The 20,250-nt window shown below is 49.6% G+C and carries 16 protein-coding genes; 15 read left to right on the top strand and 1 reads right to left on the bottom strand.

Annotated features, from left to right (window positions below):
- Window positions 1-156: 156 nt before the first annotated feature.
- The 3 genes from ACFTRD_RS15565 (at window position 157) to ACFTRD_RS15555 (ending at window position 2,864) form a co-directional block, all read left to right on the top strand.
- Window positions 157-1,137, top strand: a complete 981-nt coding sequence (locus ACFTRD_RS15565; RefSeq protein WP_379381603.1) for a Gfo/Idh/MocA family protein — start codon at window positions 157-159, stop codon at window positions 1,135-1,137.
- Between the two features lie 24 nt (window positions 1,138-1,161).
- Entirely contained in the window at window positions 1,162-1,878 is a 717-nt protein-coding gene (locus ACFTRD_RS15560) for an SAM-dependent methyltransferase (protein ID WP_379381601.1), read from the top strand.
- Between the two features lie 92 nt (window positions 1,879-1,970).
- Entirely contained in the window at window positions 1,971-2,864 is an 894-nt protein-coding gene (locus tag ACFTRD_RS15555; RefSeq protein ID WP_379381599.1) for an NAD-dependent epimerase/dehydratase family protein, read from the top strand.
- Window positions 2,865-3,009: 145 nt separating this feature from the next.
- Here ACFTRD_RS15555 and ACFTRD_RS15550 read toward each other — a convergent pair whose 3' ends face one another.
- On the bottom strand, window positions 3,010-4,020 hold the full coding sequence (locus tag ACFTRD_RS15550) for a LacI family DNA-binding transcriptional regulator (RefSeq protein ID WP_379381597.1): 1,011 nt from the start codon (window positions 4,018-4,020) through the stop codon (window positions 3,010-3,012).
- 408 nt (window positions 4,021-4,428) lie between these two features.
- On the opposite strand from ACFTRD_RS15550, the gene ACFTRD_RS15545 reads away from it, so the two are divergent.
- From ACFTRD_RS15545 to ACFTRD_RS15490, 12 genes are all read left to right on the top strand, one after another.
- A complete protein-coding gene (locus ACFTRD_RS15545) occupies window positions 4,429-6,219 on the top strand; it encodes an L-fucose isomerase (protein WP_379381595.1) in 1,791 nt (596 codons plus the stop codon).
- 41 nt (window positions 6,220-6,260) lie between these two features.
- Window positions 6,261-7,763, top strand: coding sequence for a rhamnulokinase (locus tag ACFTRD_RS15540; RefSeq protein WP_379381592.1), 1,503 nt, complete (start codon window positions 6,261-6,263; stop codon window positions 7,761-7,763).
- 81 nt (window positions 7,764-7,844) lie between these two features.
- Window positions 7,845-8,507, top strand: a complete 663-nt coding sequence (locus tag ACFTRD_RS15535) for a class II aldolase/adducin family protein (RefSeq protein WP_379381590.1) — start codon at window positions 7,845-7,847, stop codon at window positions 8,505-8,507.
- A gap of 260 nt (window positions 8,508-8,767) precedes the next feature.
- Window positions 8,768-9,520: an FCD domain-containing protein gene (locus tag ACFTRD_RS15530; protein WP_379381588.1), complete on the top strand. Its 753-nt coding sequence runs from the start codon at window positions 8,768-8,770 to the stop codon at window positions 9,518-9,520.
- 16 nt (window positions 9,521-9,536) lie between these two features.
- Window positions 9,537-11,582 carry a hydantoinase/oxoprolinase family protein gene (locus tag ACFTRD_RS15525; RefSeq protein WP_379381586.1) on the top strand — a complete coding sequence of 682 codons (2,046 nt, stop codon included), beginning with the start codon at window positions 9,537-9,539 and terminating at the stop codon, window positions 11,580-11,582.
- Window positions 11,579-13,552, top strand: a complete 1,974-nt coding sequence (locus ACFTRD_RS15520) for a hydantoinase B/oxoprolinase family protein (RefSeq protein ID WP_379381584.1) — start codon at window positions 11,579-11,581, stop codon at window positions 13,550-13,552. The genes ACFTRD_RS15525 and ACFTRD_RS15520 overlap by 4 nt, the downstream gene beginning before the upstream one ends.
- Before the next feature lie 73 nt (window positions 13,553-13,625).
- Window positions 13,626-14,762: an ABC transporter substrate-binding protein gene (locus tag ACFTRD_RS15515; protein ID WP_379381582.1), complete on the top strand. Its 1,137-nt coding sequence runs from the start codon at window positions 13,626-13,628 to the stop codon at window positions 14,760-14,762.
- A gap of 71 nt (window positions 14,763-14,833) precedes the next feature.
- Complete coding sequence (locus ACFTRD_RS15510; RefSeq protein ID WP_379381580.1) at window positions 14,834-15,967, top strand: ABC transporter ATP-binding protein; 1,134 nt, start codon at window positions 14,834-14,836, stop codon at window positions 15,965-15,967.
- Entirely contained in the window at window positions 15,964-16,881 is a 918-nt protein-coding gene (locus tag ACFTRD_RS15505) for an ABC transporter permease (RefSeq protein WP_379381579.1), read from the top strand. The genes ACFTRD_RS15510 and ACFTRD_RS15505 overlap by 4 nt, the downstream gene beginning before the upstream one ends.
- A complete protein-coding gene (locus ACFTRD_RS15500; RefSeq protein WP_379381577.1) occupies window positions 16,874-17,713 on the top strand; it encodes an ABC transporter permease in 840 nt (279 codons plus the stop codon). Before ACFTRD_RS15505 ends, ACFTRD_RS15500 begins: the two co-directional genes overlap by 8 nt.
- Entirely contained in the window at window positions 17,710-18,927 is a 1,218-nt protein-coding gene (locus ACFTRD_RS15495) for a M24 family metallopeptidase (RefSeq protein ID WP_379381575.1), read from the top strand. The genes ACFTRD_RS15500 and ACFTRD_RS15495 overlap by 4 nt, the downstream gene beginning before the upstream one ends.
- Before the next feature lie 78 nt (window positions 18,928-19,005).
- Complete coding sequence (locus ACFTRD_RS15490; protein ID WP_379381573.1) at window positions 19,006-20,202, top strand: MFS transporter; 1,197 nt, start codon at window positions 19,006-19,008, stop codon at window positions 20,200-20,202.
- Window positions 20,203-20,250 lie beyond the last annotated feature (48 nt).

The raw sequence follows: 20,250 nt of genomic DNA, 5'->3' as shown, positions 1-20,250 counted from the left end.
CCTGATTCATGGAGATCGAGGAATTTCCATTTAAAAAAGCAAGATATCAATATGTTGGAAAACGACCTCCCTTCATTCTGAATGAAATATAAGCTACAATGTACAGGATGACAAGCTGTTTAAGCGTGAAATTTATTTACGAAAGAGGTAGGTAGAATGGTTCGTTTTGGAGTGGTAGGTACCAACTGGATTACTGAGAGGCTTCTTGAGGCCGCTGCACAAGTCGAAGGATTCGAATTGACGGCCGTTTATTCAAGAACTGAAGATAAAGCTAATGCATTTGCAGATCAATATCAGGCTGCGCTTCGATTCACCAACCTGGAAGAGATGGCTGCGAGTGACGGGTTTGATGCCGTGTACATCGCTACACCGAATACCTTTCATGCCGAACAGGCAGAGTTGTTTCTGAGAAACGGCAAACATGTTTTGTGCGAAAAGCCTTTGGCTGCCAATGGGGCAGAGGTTCGTCGTATGATTGATACCGCGCGAGAACATGAAGTTCTGCTCATGGAAGCCATGAAATCAACCCTTGTTCCTTCGTTCAAAATGGTACAATCTCACCTACATAAAATTGGCCCTGTACGTAAATATGTGGCGAGTTACTGCCAATACTCTTCCAGATACGACAAGTATAAAGAAGGAATCGTCCTAAATGCGTTCAAACCCGATCTCGCTAATGGTGCATTAATGGATCTTGGGGTATATTGTCTCTATCCATTAATTACACTGTTTGGTGAGCCTAACCAAGTTCAGTCCCAAGCGATGATGCTGGAATCAGGGGTAGACGGACAAGGCAGTGTCATTCTGAAATATGAGGAGATGGAAGCGGTAGTGACATACTCCAAAATCTCCAATTCTCATATTCCAAGCGAAATTATGGGCGAACGAGGCAGCATCATCATTGACAAAATTGGTTCACCCGAACATGTGGAGATACGCTACAATGATGGTACGGTGGAAAAACTTACTGCCGAGCAAATTCATCCGTCGATGTATTATGAAGTGGAGGAGTTTGTCAATCTGATTCAGCAGGGCAAAAGGGAATCGGATATGAACACGTATGAACGTTCCTATGTTACCATGCAGGTGATGGATCAGATCCGGCAGCAGATTGGTCTGGTTTTTCCTAACGATTAATTCAGGAAAGTGAGCTGAGACGAGATGAGCAGAGATGAGCAGAAGAGCAAAGCAGCCGGGCTTGAGCTGGCGCAGATTATATTTATTGGGCGAACCTTCGAGGAATATATGAAGATGTTCAACCTGACCGTGGATGAGATTAAGGGGAAGTCCATTCTCGATTGTCCGGGCGGAGCTTGTTCTTTCAGCAGCCATGCGCGAGAGTTGGGTGCCGATCCTATAGCAGCGGATATTGCTTATGAATACGAGAGCGGCCAACTGGAAGTGAAGGGACTTCAAGATATTGAACATACGATGAAGCAAATGGAACAGGTACAAGACAAATATAGATGGGATGATTTCGGCTCGATCCATGGTCTGAAAGAAGAACGTAGACGTGCAATCACCGATTGTGTAGCGGATATGAGACGTTTTCCTGACCGTTATGTGGCCTCTGTACTGCCGGGGTTGCCGTTTGCCAATGAACAATTCGATCTGACATTGTCCGCACATTTCCTGTTTACCTATGCAGATCGCCTGGATGTCGATTTCCATCTTCAGACCATCCTTGAGCTGTTGCGTGTGAGCAAGCGGGAACTGCGGATTTTTCCTACAGTAAGCTTGTCTGGCAAACGTTATGAGCATATGGATGAACTAAAGGCTATACTGGAAGAACGCGGATATATTACTACTGAAGAGAAAACTTCATACGAATTCCAGCAGGGAGCACACACGATGCTCCATATTGTGAAACCCCGATAAAAACACCTGAATTGCAACAACAAAAAGCAGCACTTTTCATGAAGGTTTAAATAAGGTACGTATGATCAAAAGAGGCTAGGAGGTCTTATCGGATGAAAAAAATACTTATACTTGGTGGGACACGTTTCTTCGGCAAACGTCTGGTTGATCACTTGCTTTGGGAAGGAAAGTCTCAGATCACGGTCGCGACTCGCGGCAAAACAGATGTAGACTTCGGACCTGAGGTGAACCGGATTAAGATGGATCGCGAAGACCCGCAGTCTCTCGCCGATGTGGCGCAGATCGACATGTGGGACATTGTCTACGACAACATCTGTTACTCGCCAGATGCGGCGAAGTCTGCATGCGAAGCCTTTGCGGGGCGCACCCAAAGATACATTTTGACATCAACGCTCTCGGTATATGGAGATCCCAAACCTGGATTTAAGGAAGCGGATTTCGATCCGTACACCTATCCGGTGCAATATGGAAGCCATGAGGATTTCTCCTATGGAGAAGGTAAACGGCTTGCGGAAGCTGTATTTTTCCAGGAAGCGGACTTCCCGGTGGCAGCGATGCGTATTCCGATTGTACTCGGAATTGATGATTATACGCGAAGACTTCATTTTCATATTGAACATGTGCAAAAAGGAAAACCCATCGGCATGCCAAATCCGGACGCCGAGATTGGTTTCATCAACTCCACAGAAGCCGCTAGGTTTCTCGCCTGGCTTGGACACTCATCCATTACAGGACCTGTGAATGCAGCGTCCAAAGGGGCTATCAAACTCTCTGCCATGATGAAACTGATTGAAACGGTAACGGGTATGCAATCCCAGGTACTGACCGAAACGATCAAAGAAGACATGTCACCCTTTGGAATTTCGGAATCTTGGACCATGGATACTTCCAAAGCAGAGCAGGCGGGATATACGTTCGAAGCATTGATGGATTGGTTCCCGGGACTGGTTCGCGAAGTGGCTCTGGCGCTTCAATCCGAGGGATAGAAATTGAACTAAAGAATATATAAGAGGTACATTTCATACAAAGAAAACAGGACGCAGTCAGAGAGAGATTCTCCGATGCGTCCTGTTTGTAATTGCTTCAACAATAGCGTTTCTCCCGAGTCAGGTTTGATCTTGATTTCACTGTTTATCTGGAAGGCACAGTGGCCGACGCTCGAATACGGAGTTCAGACGGCATGATGACAGTCTGTGGTTCCTCAGGAGCCTTGCCTTCAATACGGTCGATCAGCATCTGCATACCGATAGCACCGAAGTCGTAGGCTGGCTGTGCAGCGACGGTAAGAAAGGGGTCAAAGGCGGAAGCCAGATCCAGATCATCAAAACAGACGACCGAGATGTCCTCAGGCACTCTCAGACCTCGTTTACGCAAAAGACGAATAACGCCGATGGCGAGCATATTATTTGCCGCAAATATGGCTGTAGGTTTATCCTGATGTGCCAGCAATCTGTCGATCCCTTCTTCATCGCTGAAATCCCGATATCCTGTTCGAAGGATTAAACCTGAATCAAAAGGAAGCCCGGCTTCCCGAAGTCCCTCCACGTATCCTTCTTCTCGCAGCCGTGCAGTCGAAACTTCGGAAGAGCCATTGACCAGAGCTATGCAGCGATGCCCCAGATTCGTCAGATATCGAATTAATTGCAATGCACCATCCCGACTGTCCCCTGCAATAACATCGGATGTAATCCCGGGTACGGTTCGATCCAAAATGACAAAAGGAATATTCCGTTCATGCAGCTGCTTCAAGTGATTCAGCGAGCGATCCCCTGCAGGTGCAAACAGTACACCATCAACGCGGGTAGACAGGATCGTGTCCACATAATTTTTCTCTTTCTCGTAATCCTCATCACTGTTACTGAACAAGAGGCGATAACCGCGCAGATTGGCTGCGTCTTCAGCCCCCCGGGCCAGTGTCGTATAGAATGGATTAGTGATATCCGTAATCAATAGTGACAGCATCTGGGTCCGTTGCAGCACAAGACTGCGTGCGTTGGAGTTGGGAATGTATCCGAGTTCTTCAATGACCTGTTGTACACGTTCTCGTGTAGCCGGGCTGATTCTGCCTGTTTGATTAATGACTTTGGAGACGGTCATGGCCGAGACGTTGGCTTTTTTGGCAATATCATAAATGGTAATCAATAGGATCTAACCTTTCCGCAACATAGTCTTTCCATTCTATAGGATAATGCCGATTGACAGCAACATAGGCTCATGCTATGTTAGGGTTACCGATAACCCAGATGATAAAAAAAGTAATTTTCTCTGTCTAACCGCTCTTCATTTTTGCTCACATCGCTGCCTCCATACTTCAACACAGGACAGCATAACGGAGTCGATAATTAGAGCGGTTTATTCAATTTACTAATTGTAAACGCATTCAACAGCAAGGGGAAAGGATTGGCGCTTGGCATGAAACGATAGTGTTTTCCCTCGGGTATCGGTGAGCAGAAGTATAGAATCCTTAATTTGCCCCATCAAATTGCTTACGGACAAGTCACAAGTCATTCGTACCTATTCTATGAGACCATTGAAGGAGGACGTTTTAGTATGACACATCAGGATTACCGTTATAAACAGGCATTTCCCAAGATTGGTATTCGTCCCACGATTGACGGAAGACGCAAGGGTGTTCGCGAATCATTGGAAGAGCAAACGATGCGCATGGCGACGTCCGTTGCCGAGCTGCTCGCAGCAGAACTTCGTTATCCCGATGGATCGCCGGTTGAATGCATCGTTGCCGAATCCTGTATTGGCGGCGTGAACGAGGCGGCGGCAGCGGCAGAACTATTTAACCGCTCCAACGTGGGCGTGACCATTACTGTTACACCTTGCTGGTGTTATGGAACAGAAACGATGGATATGTCTCCTTCGATTCCTACAGCGATCTGGGGCTTTAACGGGACTGAACGTCCGGGTGCGGTATATCTTGCAGCAGTACTCTCTGCACATGCACAGAAGGGGATTCCGGCATTTGGCATCTATGGCGAGGATGTTCAGGATGGAGGAGATACAGCAATTCCTGATGATGTTCGTGAGAAACTGCTTCGCTTCAGCCGTGCGGGTCTTGCCGCTGCAACGATGAAGGGACGCGCCTATCTATCCATCGGTTCGGTATCCATGGGTATCGCAGGCTCCATTGTGAACGATTCTTTTTTCCAGGAGTACTTGGGCATGCGCAATGAATATGTGGATATGAGTGAACTGACACGCCGCATAGAAGAGGAGATCTACGATCCCGAGGAGTATAAGCTGGCACTGGCCTGGGTGAAGGAGAACTGCAGTGAAGGACCGGATAACAACCCTGCCCATCTGCAGACCGACCGCAAACGCAAAACGTATGAATGGGAAACGGTTGTGAAAATGACCCAGATCGTGCGTGACCTGATGTCGGGCAATCCGAAGCTGGCAGAGCTGGGATTCACAGAGGAATCCATGGGCCACCACGCAATTGTGTCCGGGTTTCAGGGACAACGTCAATGGACGGATCATTCACCTAACGGAGATTTCCTGGAATCCATCCTGAACTCTTCCTTTGACTGGAATGGCAAACGCTCGCCTTATTTGGTGGCAACAGAGAACGACAGCCTGAATGGTGTGTCAATGTTATTTGGTTCCCTGCTTACGCATACGGCGCAGATCTTCGCTGATGTACGCACCTATTGGAGCCCGGATTCGGTGAAACGGGTGACGGGACATCAGTTGGAAGGAAATGCGAAGGACGGTATTCTGCATCTGATCAACTCCGGCTCTGCCGCATTGGATGGTACAGGGCAACAGTCAAGAGACGGTAGACCTGCGCTCAAACCTTTTTGGGAAATTACGGATGAAGAAGTTCAGAACTGCCTGAAAGCAACCTCATGGAGGCCGGCATCTGTGGAATATTTCCGGGGAGGCGGCTATTCGGCTGACTTCCTGACCAAGGGCGGCATGCCTGTTACAATGACGCGATTGAATCTGGTCAAAGGACTCGGTCCAGTGCTGCAATTGGCTCAAGGTTACACCGTCGATCTGCCGGAGGATGTGCATGATACGCTGGATCAGCGGACCGATCCGACTTGGCCATCCACGTGGTTTGCACCTATTCTGACAGGGTCAGGAGCTTTTACCTCGGTCTATGAAGTGATGAATCAGTGGGGCGCGAACCATGGCTCCATCTCTTATGGACATATCGGGGCGGATTTGCTGACACTCGCTTCCATGCTTCGTATCCCGGTGAGTATGCATAATGTGCCGGAATCCGAGATTTTCCGTCCACGTGCATGGGGATTATTCGGGACAAGTGAACCGGAAAGTGCCGATTACCGGGCTTGCAGCGTCTTTGGACCTTTATATCGTTAACATCCAAACGGCATGTCGCGAAAGCGAAGGAGGCATGAGAGATGGGAACCCAAGCAATACATGTGCTTGCTGCTGATTTTGGCGCCGGAAGCGGTCGGGTCGTCCGGGGAACTTTTGACGGGAGTAAACTCTCTTTACAGGAAATGCATCGGTTCAGTAACGATCCTGTACACCTGGGAGATGGATTGTACTGGGATTTCCTGCGACTTTTCCACGAATTAAAACAAGGGATTGTGAAAGCAACGCAAAATTTTCCATACCCGGTTCGTTCTATAGCTGTGGATACGTGGGGAGTCGACTATGGATTGGTGGACGGGGCGGGAAGACTGTGCTTCAACCCGCGTCATTACCGGGAATCACGCAATGCAAAATGGATGGAAGAAGTCCTGCGTATTGTGAATGAAGAAGAGCTGTATTCCATGTCGGGCGTTCTGCCGCAGCAGATTAATACTGTATTCCAATTGCTTGGTAGCGTACGGGAACATTCCGAAGGTATTCGGCCGGATATCCGCATGTTATTGATGCCCGATTTGTTCAACTACTATCTATCAGGTCAGCAGGCTTGTGAGTACACGATTGCTAGTACAAGCGGTTTGTTACATGCTGGAGAGGCTCGCTGGAATGAACAGTTAATGGGCCGTCTGGGGATTCCGGCAACCCTGTTCCCTCCTCTTGTTCAGCCAGGTATGGTCCTGGGTCAGTTAACGGATGACTTGTGTGCGGAGTTACGGACTGGACCGATGCAGGTGATATCGGTAGGTTCGCATGATACAGCATCTGCGTTGGCGGCCATCTCTGCAACAGGTTCGGAATTTGCTTTTATTAGCTGTGGTACCTGGTCACTCATGGGTGTGGAACGCGATACACCAGTATTGGATCATCGGAGCCGTGAACTGGGGTTCACCAATGAGGGAACGGTAAGCGGCAAGGTGCGAACCTTGAAGAATCGTTCAGGTCTGTGGCTGTTGCAGGAATGCAAACGACAATGGGAGCGAGAGAACCAACGTTTTACCTATGAGGAACTGGTCCAGCTCGCAGCTGTGGCATCCGCTCATCAATGTTATGTATCGCCAGGAGATGGAGTGTATTTGGCGCCAGGAAATATGCCTGAACGAATCCGGCAACAATGTAGCGTCAGCGGGCAAGCAATACCTGAAACGATCGGAGCGGTTGTACGCAGTATTCTGGAAAGCCTGGCGCTGGAGTTCAGACAGACTCTGGATGAACTGGAGCTAATTACAGGAGCACGGCCTCGTATGATCCATATGGTTGGTGGCGGCGTACACAATCGTTTACTGTGCCAATTTACCGCAAATGCAGCAGGTATTCCGGTGATAGCGGGTCCTGCCGAGGCAACTTCAGCCGGAAATTGCATGCTGCAACTCCTGGCCCATGGCGAAGTAAGCAGCTTGTCCGAGATACGAGAAGTTATGGCTTCTTCCTTTTCTCCCGAAACTTATGAGCCAGAAGATACCGCAAGGTGGCAGGAAGCCTACCAAGGTTACCAAAACCTGAATCAGACGTTGGCGAACAGATCCAGTTAGATGAGCACTTTGCACTTGAGCAATCAAAATCGAATTCCGCAAATTGCTAAAATAGAAGAAGTCTAAGGAGTGGAGAGGATTATGTCTGAACAACACGTAAGAGAAGAGCTGACGAAATATGCCCGCAGGGCAGTTGCCCAAGGATTGGTGGTAGGACCAGGCGGGAATCTGAGCGCACGCTCCGAGGATACGATGCTGCTTTCGCCGAGTGGTTATGCACTAGAGGATCTGGAGCCCGACGAATGGATCGCCATTGATATTGCGACAGGAGAGACACGTGCGGGGTCGACACGCCCTTCTTCCGAAGTATTGATGCATCTATACAGTTATCGCGTAAATCCTGATATTCAGGCTATTGTGCATACGCATCCGGCATATACCATCGCACTGAGTCTCGTTTTCGATGAATTGCCACATTTGTTCCCTGATCAATCGGCACTTGTGGGCGATATCGGCTTCGTTCCTTATGTTCTGCCTACGACCAAACTCCTTGCCGATGCAGTAGCTGCCAAGGTTGAAGAACATACAGCGCTTATTCTGGTCAATCATGGATTGGTGACTACAGGCAAAAATCTGCGTGAAGCCTACTACCGCACTCAGGTAGTGGAGGAAAGCGCCAAAGTATATATGATCGCCAAGGCTGCAGGGGAGCCCAAAGTCCTTACTGCGGAAGAATACAAGGAGATCCAGTCTCTTGAAAGTGAAGCCTACCGCGTGCAGCTGCTGCAGCAACTCAAGTCATAGCTGAATACTTATAATTAAACGAAGTATTGAGGTTATCTAAACAAGAGCAGATTACGTCCTCCAGAAAAAATCTGGAATAAAGGATGTGATTTGCTCTTGTTTTAATTTGGATCAAACGGGGAGCACATGGTGAAAAAAATAATACATAGTAATTGGGTAAGAATTATTGAAATTATTGTCGATTGAAGGTATACTGTCGTTAATCATCAGTGAGTAACAACAAAAGAACTACAATTATTTATATATGAGGGGTGAATTTAGTGGGTCCTGAGCTAAACGAATTGGAGTTGGAATACGATCTGCTGAAGCAGCTTCGGGACGCGAGCGCTCCCATCGGGGCCAGCACGTTGGTTCATACCCTGGGCAAAACGTACGGTCTAAGTCAGGCGACAATCGGAAGAAGACTTATGGAGATGGACGTTGAGGGTTTTACGATACTGGAGGGCCGGAAGGGAAGGGTTCTGACCGAACAGGGGCTGGAGCGAATCAAGATTCTGGAGAGGGATTTACAGCAAAAAAGTGTGAATTCCCAGCTCATTCAGATGCTGAACCATTCCGGTGAAAAGGCTCTGCTCGATGTTCTTGTAGCCAGAAGGGCTCTGGAGCGGGAGATTGCTTCCCTGGCAGCACAACGAGCCTCCAAAGAATACATATTGCTGCTGGAAGCCTCCATTGCGACCCAGCATCAATTGCTTTCCCAGAATATTATTCCTTACGAGGAGGACCGGGAATTTCACAGGCTGCTGGCTTATGCGGCTCAAAACCAGATTCTGCTGCATGCGGTTGAACTGGTCTGGGAGACAAGCCGTGATTTCCTGGAAACAGCTTATATTAGGCAAAGAGTAGGAAGCGAACTGGTCGTGGACCATCAGCGGATTCTGGAAGCTGTAGCAGCAGGCTCCCCGGAACAGGCTGAAGCGGCAATGGTGAATCACATTAACCAGATGATTGAGGATGTCAAACGATATTTTGCCATGCAGAACCTTAATATAACTTCGGATATGGCCCGGTGATAAAGGAGTTGAGCTTGTGAAAACAATTTATCGATTAGGTATAGATATCGGAGGCACATTCACGGATGCCCTGGTTATGGACAATCATGGCAGGGTGATTGCGGCACTGAAGACGCCATCGATTGCAGCAGCTCCGGAACAGGCGATTTTTAATGCACTTGATCAGCTCAAGGAAAGCGGAGTCGATCTTCATGAGATCGATCTGTTTGTTCACGGAACAACGCTTGGTGTTAACACCCTAATTGAGCGTAACGGCGCAGTTACAGGTCTGATGGTCACCAAAGGTTTCCGGGATATCCTTGAGATTCGGAGGCTTCGACTCGAGGATACAACCAATCTGTATGGTGACAAGACCGATGCGCTTGTTCCGAGACATCTCGTCAAGGAAGTGGATGAACGAGCACTTGCGAACGGAAACATACTTCAACCACTGAATCAGGAACAACTGCTTCAAGCGGTAGACGAGCTGGTGGAAGAGGGAATTACAGCCTTGGCGATCAGTTTCTTGCACGCTTATGTCAATTCTGCTCATGAGCAGCTTGCGGAAGAGTTAATCAGGGAACGTCATCCGCACCTGTTTCTCTCCAGAAGTAGTGCCATTTGGCCACAGCAGCGTGAATTCGAACGTACACTCGCCACAGCCATGAATGCATATGTTGGGGAACGCATGGGATCATACTTTCTGCGTCTGCAAGAAGGAATTGGCGCTTACGGCCTGAAAGCCAATCTGCTGTCCACGATGTCCAATGGTGGAATCATGACGGCGGCCAGAGCGGCCAAAGAGCCTGTACGTACTCTCCTGTCCGGACCTGCTTCCGGCGTAATCGCCGCAACCCATATTGCCGAGCAGGCCGGCATTCATCAAGTCATCACGTTCGACATGGGCGGGACAAGCGTTGATGTTGCCCTCATCGATAAAGAGCCTGCCTATTCTACCGAGAATAAGGTTGGGGATTTTCCAGTCATCATTCCGGCTGTGGATGTAACCGCGATTGGAGCGGGTGGGGGATCAATTGCCTGGCTCGATTCCGTAGGCGTACTCAAGGTGGGACCACGAAGCGCAGGAGCCAATCCGGGTCCAGCCTCCTATCATCGTGGGGGAGAAGAGCCAACAACGACGGATGCCTATCTGCAACTCGGCATTTTGCAAGCTGATCGATTCCTTGGCGGACAGATGCGTCTCTACCCCGAGCTTGCAGAACGTGCTCTTGGCAATCTTGGCGAACGTCTTGGACTAAGTCCCACGCAAACTGCACAGGCCATTCTTGATGTGGCCACCGCCAATATGTATGCCCAGTTCTCTCCGCTCATGGCACGCAAGGGTGTTGATCCCCGTGACTTTACGTTGCTCGCCTATGGTGGAGCTGGGCCGATGCATGCTTTTCTCATGGCGCGTGAAGTAGGCATCCGCAGTGTGCTGATCCCACCATCTCCAGGAACACTTTGTGCCATGGGCTGCACGGTTGCCAACCTTCGCAATGATTTCGTTTATACCTTGCACAAAAGCAGTCAGACGCTTGAGCCTGGTGAGTTATCGAATCTATATACCAGACTGGAGGATCAAGGGCGGAGCTGGGTTGAAGAGGAAGCACGTGGTGGAGTGAAACTGGAACATATCTATTGCTTATATAGCGCCGACATGCGTTACGAAGGTCAGGCCTTTGATTTGGAGGTTACCCTCACTTCCGAAGAAATCGCCGATCCTGAGAAAGCAAGGAACAAATTCCATATGTTCTACCACAATGTGTTTGGCATCAGCCAGCCGGAAGCTGATGTGATGTTCGTCAGTCTAAGGGCGACCATTGTTGGCATTCTGCCCACCCAAAGCACGGCATCTCCGGCAGAGTTGCCATTCGATGAGAGTGAAGCAGAAGAACGGATCATCACTTTTGACCACGCCCAGCGAACAGCAAAAGTTCTAAAGAGGGGACAGATACCACTGGATATTCCCATTCACGGGCCCATTATTGTGGAGGAATATGATACAACCATTTTCATCCCGCCTGGCTTTATGGTGTACCGGGATGGTTACGGGAATGTGATTGGGGAGGTGGAGCAATGATTGGCGACAAGGTTTTTCTTGAGATTTTCAACAACCGGATTCAGGCTGCGGTGGAGGAAATGGCCAATGTCGTGCTGCGCACGGGATTCACCGCTTTTGTTAAAGAAACGGGCGATTTTGGAACTTACCTCTTGTCACCATCCGGGGAAACGTTTGGTTCACCATTGGAGACGGGTTACAATCTGTCCCTTGGCATCCCCGCAGCGGCGACCATAAATAGCATTACAGACTGGAAGGAAGGCGATCTGGTTATCTGCAATGATCCTTATTCCACCAAAGGCATGGTGACACATCTACCAGATGTTCATCTGATCAAGCCCTATTTTCACAAAGGGGAAATCATCGCATACGGCATGTGCTTCGTTCATTCCTCCGATGTAGGTGGTAAGGTACCGGGGAGCGTATCTCCAAGTGCCTACGATATTCATATGGAAGGCATTCGAATTGCGCCAGTCAAGCTGTATGAAGCAGGCGTTCTTAACGAGCAGATACTGCGTATGTTTCTGGACAATAGCCGCATTCCGGAGCAAAACCTTGGTGACCTCAAGGCACTGATGGCAGCCTTGAATCGGGGGGAGCAGCGACTTGAAGAGCTTATCGGCCGCTACGGTGTAGAGCAAATTCAGCAGGGCATTGAGCATTTGCTGGAATACGCTGAGTTGAAGGCCCGCGCCATCGTACAGGAGATCCCGGACGGTTCGTATGAGTTCTGGGACTATCTGGAGAAAGGTCCTGGCGGTTATCCCATCCGGTTGCGCTGCAAAATGACGGTAGCGGGCAGTGACATTCACCTGGACTTTAGCGGTACCGACCCTCAGGTCAGAGCTTCGTTCAATATTCCTACCCACAATCAGCAGGGGCATTATATGCTGGTTCCCGCACTCATTCGTTATTTCCGTACGCTCGATCCAACGATTCCATGGAATTCGGGCATGATTCGTATGGTGCGAAATTACGCACCGCCAGCTTCAGTTCTCAACCCGGAGCCGATGGCTGCGGTTGGGGCACGAGCGGCTACCTTTATTCGGCTGATGGATGTCATCACAGGCGCTCTTGGGAAAGCCCAGGCCAGCAAGGTTCCCGCCGCAGGAGCCGGACAGGCATGCATCGTTATGATGGCGATGACAGATGCGTCAGATGGCAAGAAAAAGGTTGGCGTGATCCAGCCGATATGCGGCGGTTCAGGAGCAAGACCGATGAAAGACGGGATTGATGGCATGGATTTTGCCGTGGGTCATCTTCGAAATATTCCTGCGGAAACAGTAGAATCCGAGATGCCTGTGCTCATAGAGCATTATGGCCTTCGTGCTGATTCCGCTGGTGCTGGAACCTTCCGTGGTGGAAGCGGAATCGACCTGTGTGTCAAAATTCTTACACCTGATACCGTAATGACCGCCAGAAATATGGAGCGTATGGAGTTTCATCCGTGGGGCAGGCTTGGCGGGGGTGTGGGTACCCATGGGGAAGCGATTCTCAATGCTGGACGTGCAAGTGAACATCATCTGGGAAGAATTGATGAGTTGCTGCTTCAACCCGGAGAGACGGTGACATTCCTTTCACAGGGCGGAGGTGGATATGGCGATCCATTTGATCGGGATCCACTGCTGGTTCTGGAGGATGTAAGAAGAGGACTGGTATCCACGGAAAAAGCTCTTGAACTGTATGGTGTAGTCATAGAAGGCCGGAACCTGAACGAGAGTGAGACCAGACAGTTGCGGGCCAAGCGGGAACGGCAGCATGAAGAATTCGATTATGGCTGGACAAGGAAACAGTTCGAGACCATATGGACTGACGAGATGCAAGTATCGCTGAATCAGGCACTGCTGAATGTTCCGCTTGCACTCAGAGACTACCTGAAGCGTCAGACCATGGGAGTAGTGGAGGAGAAGCAAACAGCGTCCGTATCCGTATCCCCACATGAGATATCAGGCATTATGGAAGGGTTACGTCAGAAAATAGGATTGCAGTGATCAGTTACATGAAGGAAAACGATTTAATTTTGTAACATCCGTAAAACCAACTAAATCGATGGGGGAAATTCGCATGTTTAAATCAAACAAGAAACGCTTTCTCAGCCTCGCCTCACTGACACTGGCCGGTATACTGGTGCTTTCTGCATGCGGTGGAGCAAGCAGCTCCAGCAATACTGCAGGAGGATCCGATTCTTCCGGAGGAAGCGGAGACAAGGTTAAACTGACCATGTTTATCTGGGCTGGCTCCAATCAGGATGTTGTTCCAAAAGAAGTGGTTGCAAATTACGTCAAGGAGCATCCAAACGTCGAGGTTACCTTTGAGGAATCATCCAATGCAGTCATGTATCCGAAAATGGTCGCTGGCAAGCAGGCAGATCCCAACAATCCAGTTGTCAACTTTGGTTACTTCAACGCAGATGCGACGGCAAAAGGCTTGAACGATGATATGTGGGAGCCACTGGACACAAACATCGTGACCAATATCAAGGATATCCCGGAGCAGTTCCACAAGCCTGACAATAAGGGTGTTGTGTGGGGAGTTTCGAGCTTCGCTCTTGTCTATAACAAAGACCTTGTAAAAACACCACCAACAAGCTGGAACGATCTGTGGGATAACGAGGAATTCAAAGGCAAAACCGCACTCTGGGACTACATGTTCTATTCCTATATTTCTCCACTCCTTGCAGTCAAAGGACAGGAGCTTGGCGCATCGTATGAGAATCCTGAGCCAGCATTCCAGTTCTGGGCAGATCACAGTGACCAGATCGGTACATTAGTTACATCCAATGACCAGTTGAAGGCTCTCCTGGAGTCGGGCGATGCTCTGATTGCTCCTTTCAGTGCACAGGTTGCACAGACATGGATTGATGGCGGTTCTCCACTCGCTGTAGCGTATCCGAGCGAAGGAGCCATTTCCTTCCCGTACACACTTCAGGTTGTGAAGGGGTCAACACCTGAGCAGACACGTGTAGCCAACGAAATTATCAACGAGCTGCTGAGCGCAGACGCGCTGTCACAATACGCTGAAGCAACAGGTACACCGGTAACCAGCACAACTGCTGCCGTTCCGGACAAATACAAGGACGATCCTTCCTTCTCCGTGGAAACACAGAGCAACGGGATTAATCCGGACTGGGATGTTCTTGCTCAAAACAGCTCTTCTTGGAAGGAACTATGGGACCGACTCGTCAAAACCAAACTTCAATAAATGATGGTTTTCAGACAAACCACGATAACGGGTTCTATTTCGAACCCATTATCGACGGGAGGGAAACAGAGATGAGCAGTGAACAAGAACTCATTTCCATTGAAACAAGAGAAGTCACAAAGACCTACGGAGAGCGAGCCGCGGTTAACCAGGTGTCACTGCAGGTGAAGAAGGGAGAATTCGTTTCCCTGTTAGGCCCGAGTGGCTGTGGCAAAACAACACTGCTGCGGATGCTTGGCGGACTTGAGCAGCCGGATCAGGGGAGCATTATGCTGGGAGGCCGGGATGTAACTGGCATCCCGGCCTATGGTCGTAACAGCAACATGATTTTTCAGCAGCTTGCGCTATTCCCGCATATGGACGTATTTAACAACATCGCCTACGGGCTAAAGGTGAAGAAGTTACCGAAAGCCGATATCAGGAGGCAGGTACACGAAATGTTAGAGCTGGTACAGCTCGGAGATTATGGCAGACGAGCTGTTTCCCAGTTGTCCGGGGGGCAGGCTCAACGCGTAGCAATTGCTCGCGCATTAATCAACAGACCCGAAGTTTTGCTGCTCGATGAGCCACTTTCCGCACTGGACATGCAGCTGCGTCTGGATATGCAGCGCGAACTGAAACGCATACAACAAGAGTTCGGCGGTACATTCATCTTTGTAACGCATGATCAGAATGAAGCCATGAACATGTCAGACCGGATCGGCGTCATGCGCGCTGGTAAGCTGCTGCAATATGCTACGCCTGATGAAATCTATGAAAGACCAGCAGACAGCTTCGTGGCCAAGTTCATCGGCGATACCAATCTTTTGGCAACAACGGTGCTTGGACAGGATACGAATGGAATCCGGGTTGAATGCTTCGGGTATTCGCTGCTGGTGAAGACAAGTGAGGACACCCCGGTTGCCATAGTAGGTGCCCGGCACTCGTTGTCCATTCGCAACGAATATATTCGACTTGGAGAAGATGCGAACCCTTGCCTGAACAAGCTGGATGGACGTGTTATAGAAGCAGTGTATGGCGGGGCGAACATTCGTTATACGATCCAGATTGCTGAGGGGTTTCTGATTCAGGCCAGTGTACTGCATCAGCGGGGAGCCACTCGTTTTAGTCCGGGGGAGCCAATTCGGATTGGCTTTGATCCGGAGGACGCGCTCCTGTTATCCGAACCGTTGCTGCATGATCCGGTACAGGAGGAAGGGATATGAATCGGATTGCAGATCGGATCGTGAATCTGTATTCATCCAAAAACCGCCAGTGGATTACCCAGTTGCTGCTTCTGCTTCCTGCTCTGGCCCTGATGGGCATCGTGTATCTGGGTGGTCTGCTCATCTTTGGCAGGTACAGCTTTGATATCTATGAAAATGGCAAGCTCATCAGGGGCTGGGAGTGGGATGCCTATCGCGCTTTTCTGTCCGATCCGTACTATTGGAAGCTGATAGGCACCACATTTCGCGTTGCCTTCAAGGTCACGCTATGGAGCCTGCTACTTGCATACCCGCTAGCTTATTGTATTGCCGGCCTGAAGAAACCGGGCATGAAGCAATGGTTGCTGCTGCTTACGTTTCTTCCGCTGCTTGTCAGCGCGGTTGTTCGATCCTATGGCTGGCAGCTGCTGCTATCCAAACAGGGTTTCATGAACTGGCTGTTCATACGTCTTGGAATCACGGATGAAGGCTTCAGTATGATATATAACGAGACTGGTGTGGTCGTCGCACTTGTTCATATTTTTATGCCGTTCATGGTCTTTCCGATCCTGAATGTATTGTCGCAAAGTGACGCTTCGCTAAAAGCGGCTGCTCAGGATCTGGGAGCAGGAAGCTGGCGGACATTCCTCACGATTACCCTGCCTTTATCAGCGAGAGGTATTGCTAGCGGGGTACAGATTGTATTCACGCTATGCCTCACGGCCTTTACAACGCCTCAACTGATTGGCGGAGGCAGAGTCATGACACTGCCGGTATTTATTTACCAGCGAACACTGGATACCAACTGGCCAATGGCTGCGGTAGCAAGTATGTTCTTGCTCGTTTCTTCCATCATCGTTTCACTTTTGGTCAATAAAGGAGCAGAAATGCTGATGTTCCGTCGTTCCCGGAAGGGAGGTCAGGCTTATGGTTAAGTCCAACAGGTTCACCAAGCTGCTGCTCTATATATTTGCAGGGGCCGTTGCGGTTTACCTACTATTGCCACTGCTTATGATCCTATTGACATCGGTAGGTTCCGGATCGGCCAGTACATTCCCGCCGGAAGGTCTTACCCTGAAGTGGTATGCGAATCTGGGAGAGCAGGCTCAATTTCTGGTTGCATTCAAGAACAGTTTGATCGCCTCCACAGGAGCGGTACTGCTGGCGCTGATTACCGGAACACTCGCGGCGCTGGCTATCGTACATTACCCTTTCCCGGGTGCTGGCATCTTGAGAGCATTTTTTGTATCCCCAATGGTTATGCCGAAAATTACGCTCGGTATTGCGTACCTAATTTTGTTCTCCAAAATGCATATTGCAGGCGGATTGTTTGCTCTCATTTTGGGTGAAGCGGTCATCGTGCTTCCATTCGTGCTGACGCTTGTGGGCAGTGCGTTGGCCAATCTGCAACCCGCACACCGAGAGGCGGCAGCAGACCTTGGAGCAGGGCCACTGCGTATCTTTTTTACAATCACATTGCCTCAGCTTAGACTATCTTTACTCCTTTCAGGATCAATCGCATTTGTCTTCACTTTTGACCAGGTAGAGGCTGCATTGCTTCTGCTTCGTCAGGACAGCTACACCCTGCCGATACAACTGTTCCTGTACATGGAAAAGTGGCAGGACCCGACCATCGCTGTTGTTTCCGTCGTACTTATCGCTTTTGCACTAGCCCTGTTCATGATCATCAAGCTGGTACTTCGCTCAGTACCCGGACTTGAGAGTTTGTTTGGGGGCAGGAAAAACAAAAGGAGGTCTGGATCATGAACAATTCACATCATATATCCCATAGCTCGGGACTAAACCGGAACCGGGCGGAAGACGTGATGAACGCCCAGGGACTTAGTGCCCTGATCGCAACAACTCCGGAAAATATTCACTATGTCATCGGCTCCCAGCTACGCGCAAGCAATTGGACGATGCAGATTTACGCCATTCTGCCTGCCGACCGATCAGCTCGGCCATGTATCGTCATTCCGACGAATCGTTTGGGCGTTGTGGCTCAATTTGGTATCACGGGAGTAGATATATTTGCCTACAGTGACTTCTTCGTGGAAGGTTCGATCGAAGGCAAACCTTCTACAGATGACATTGATCTGTTCTACTCTCTGCTACAAACGACAGTCATTCATCCAGGACCCATCGAAGCACTTAAGGCTGCACTGAAAAAGCTCGACATCGAGAATCAACCGATTGGAATCGATGAGATGCGAATCGCTCCTGAAATTTTGGCCCGGATCACGGAGGATGCGCCTCAAGGATCGGTTGTTCCCGCTTATAAGCTATTTCGCCAAATCCGCCTGGTTAAGACACCTTTCGAAATCGAGCAGCTTCAACAGGCTGCCCAAGTGAATGAACGAATTGAGCAAGAGCTGATTGATCTGATCGCAGCCGGTGTTCATGAGAAGCAACTTGCCGACCATTATCGACTGGCTGTGATGAGAGCAGGTGGGACACCTGCAATGACTGCGGTAGGGGCGGGTCCGCGCAGTGCGCTGCCGCTCATCGAAAATTATTTTCATACCATCGAGTCAGGGGATCAGATCCGCTTTGATCTGTGCTTGCAGCTGGGAGGGTACTGGGGAGATACAGGACGTACTGTTGTGGCCGGAGAGCCAACTCCCTGGATGAAAAAGCATTTTAATGCAGTGAAAAGCGGATGGGAGACTGCACTTGAAACCGTGCGCCCTGGCGTCAAGGCTTCCGACGTATTTCATGCGGCTGTGTCTCGCGTGCAGCGTGAGGGAATTCCGCATTACCGACGTCAGCATGTTGGTCATGCCATTGGCTTGGAACTGTACGACGACATGACCCTCTCTCCTGGTGACCAGCGCATACTGGAGCCCGGCATGGTGCTTTGTGTGGAGGTACCATATTATGAGCTCGGCGCTGGTGGCTTCCAAATCGAGGATACGGTTGTTGTAACTCCGGATGGATATGAGTTTTTGACTCATATGGAGCGTAAACTGTTCATTAAATAACGATTAATGGAAGGCTTCAGCCAAGCGATCAGTCAGCAGCCGATCATGGAGCTTTCCTGCCGAGAAAGTTGGAATATCATGATTCAGCAGGGAACTAAGACGTTTCGTAACATTAGCCTTGCGCTGTTTGCCGGAGGTTTTGTGACTTTTGCGTTACTATACAGCCTCCAGCCCCTGATGCCCGAGATTAGCGAGGCATTTGCGATCTCTCCTGCACATTCCAGTCTTACCCTCTCAGTTACGACGATTGCCATGGCACTGACCATGTTGTTCATCGGTTCCTTATCCGATTCATTGGGAAGACGCTTTATTATGACAGCAGCTTTAGTTGTTTCATCTATTATTGCAATGATTAGCGCGTTAAGCCCTGGATTTACTGAGCTGCTTCTGCTTCGCATTCTCCAGGGAGTTGCACTTGCCGGTCTGCCCGCGACAGCCATGACATATCTGTCCGAAGAAATTGAGCCTGCCAGTCTAGGGTATGCCATGGGCCTCTATATCAGCGGAAATTCGATTGGAGGTATGGCTGGTCGTTTTATCAGCGGCGTGATCACAGACTGGTTCAGTTGGCGTGCCGCAATTGGTTTTATCGGTATTCTTGGCTTATGTGCGGCTGTTATCTTCTGGCTTGTCATCCCGCCCTCCCGCCATTTTGTCAAAGAGACTCCTGGATTCAAAAAGATCATTCCGCTTTTGTGGTCACAGTGTCGGAATCCACAGCTACTATGCCTGTACGGGCTGGGCTTTCTTCTGATGGGGGGCTTCGTGACGTTGTTCAACTACATCGGATTTGAATTGACAGGAGAACCTTATCATCTAAGCCAGTCGGTCGTCGGCAGCCTTTTTGTCGTGTACCTTATGGGTACGTTGAGCAGCACCTGGATGGGCAGACTTGCAGATCGGTATGGAAGATCGAATGTCCTTGGAATCGCGCTGGGTATTATACTGGCTGGTGCAGTTTGTACCGTTCACCCTGAGCTGTGGGTCAAAATAATTGGACTTGCCCTGTTTGCTTTTGGTTTCTTTGGCGGACATTCCATCGCAAGCAGCTGGGTCGGACTCGTGGCAGATCAGCACAAATCCCAGGCCAATGCCTTGTATTTGTTTTTCTACTACGTAGGATCAAGTGTCAGCGGAACTGGAGGAGGACTACTTTACAGCCATCTGGGTTGGATTGGCATTGTCGGCATGATTGGTGTGTATGTGGTCATCGGCTTTATTTTGTGTCGGTTGCTTGTAGAAAGGGTACAGGAACAAACCAAACTTACTTTTTAACTAAACATAGATCGAAAGTTTGTTCATAAAAAGCACTCATTTTGGCCC

This window comes from Paenibacillus sp. NPDC056933, assembly GCF_042674385.1.
Classification (GTDB): Bacteria; Bacillota; Bacilli; order Paenibacillales; family Paenibacillaceae; genus Paenibacillus.
The sequence above is the reverse complement of the archived record's forward strand: the minus strand, read 5'-3'. Positions and strand labels throughout refer to the sequence as shown.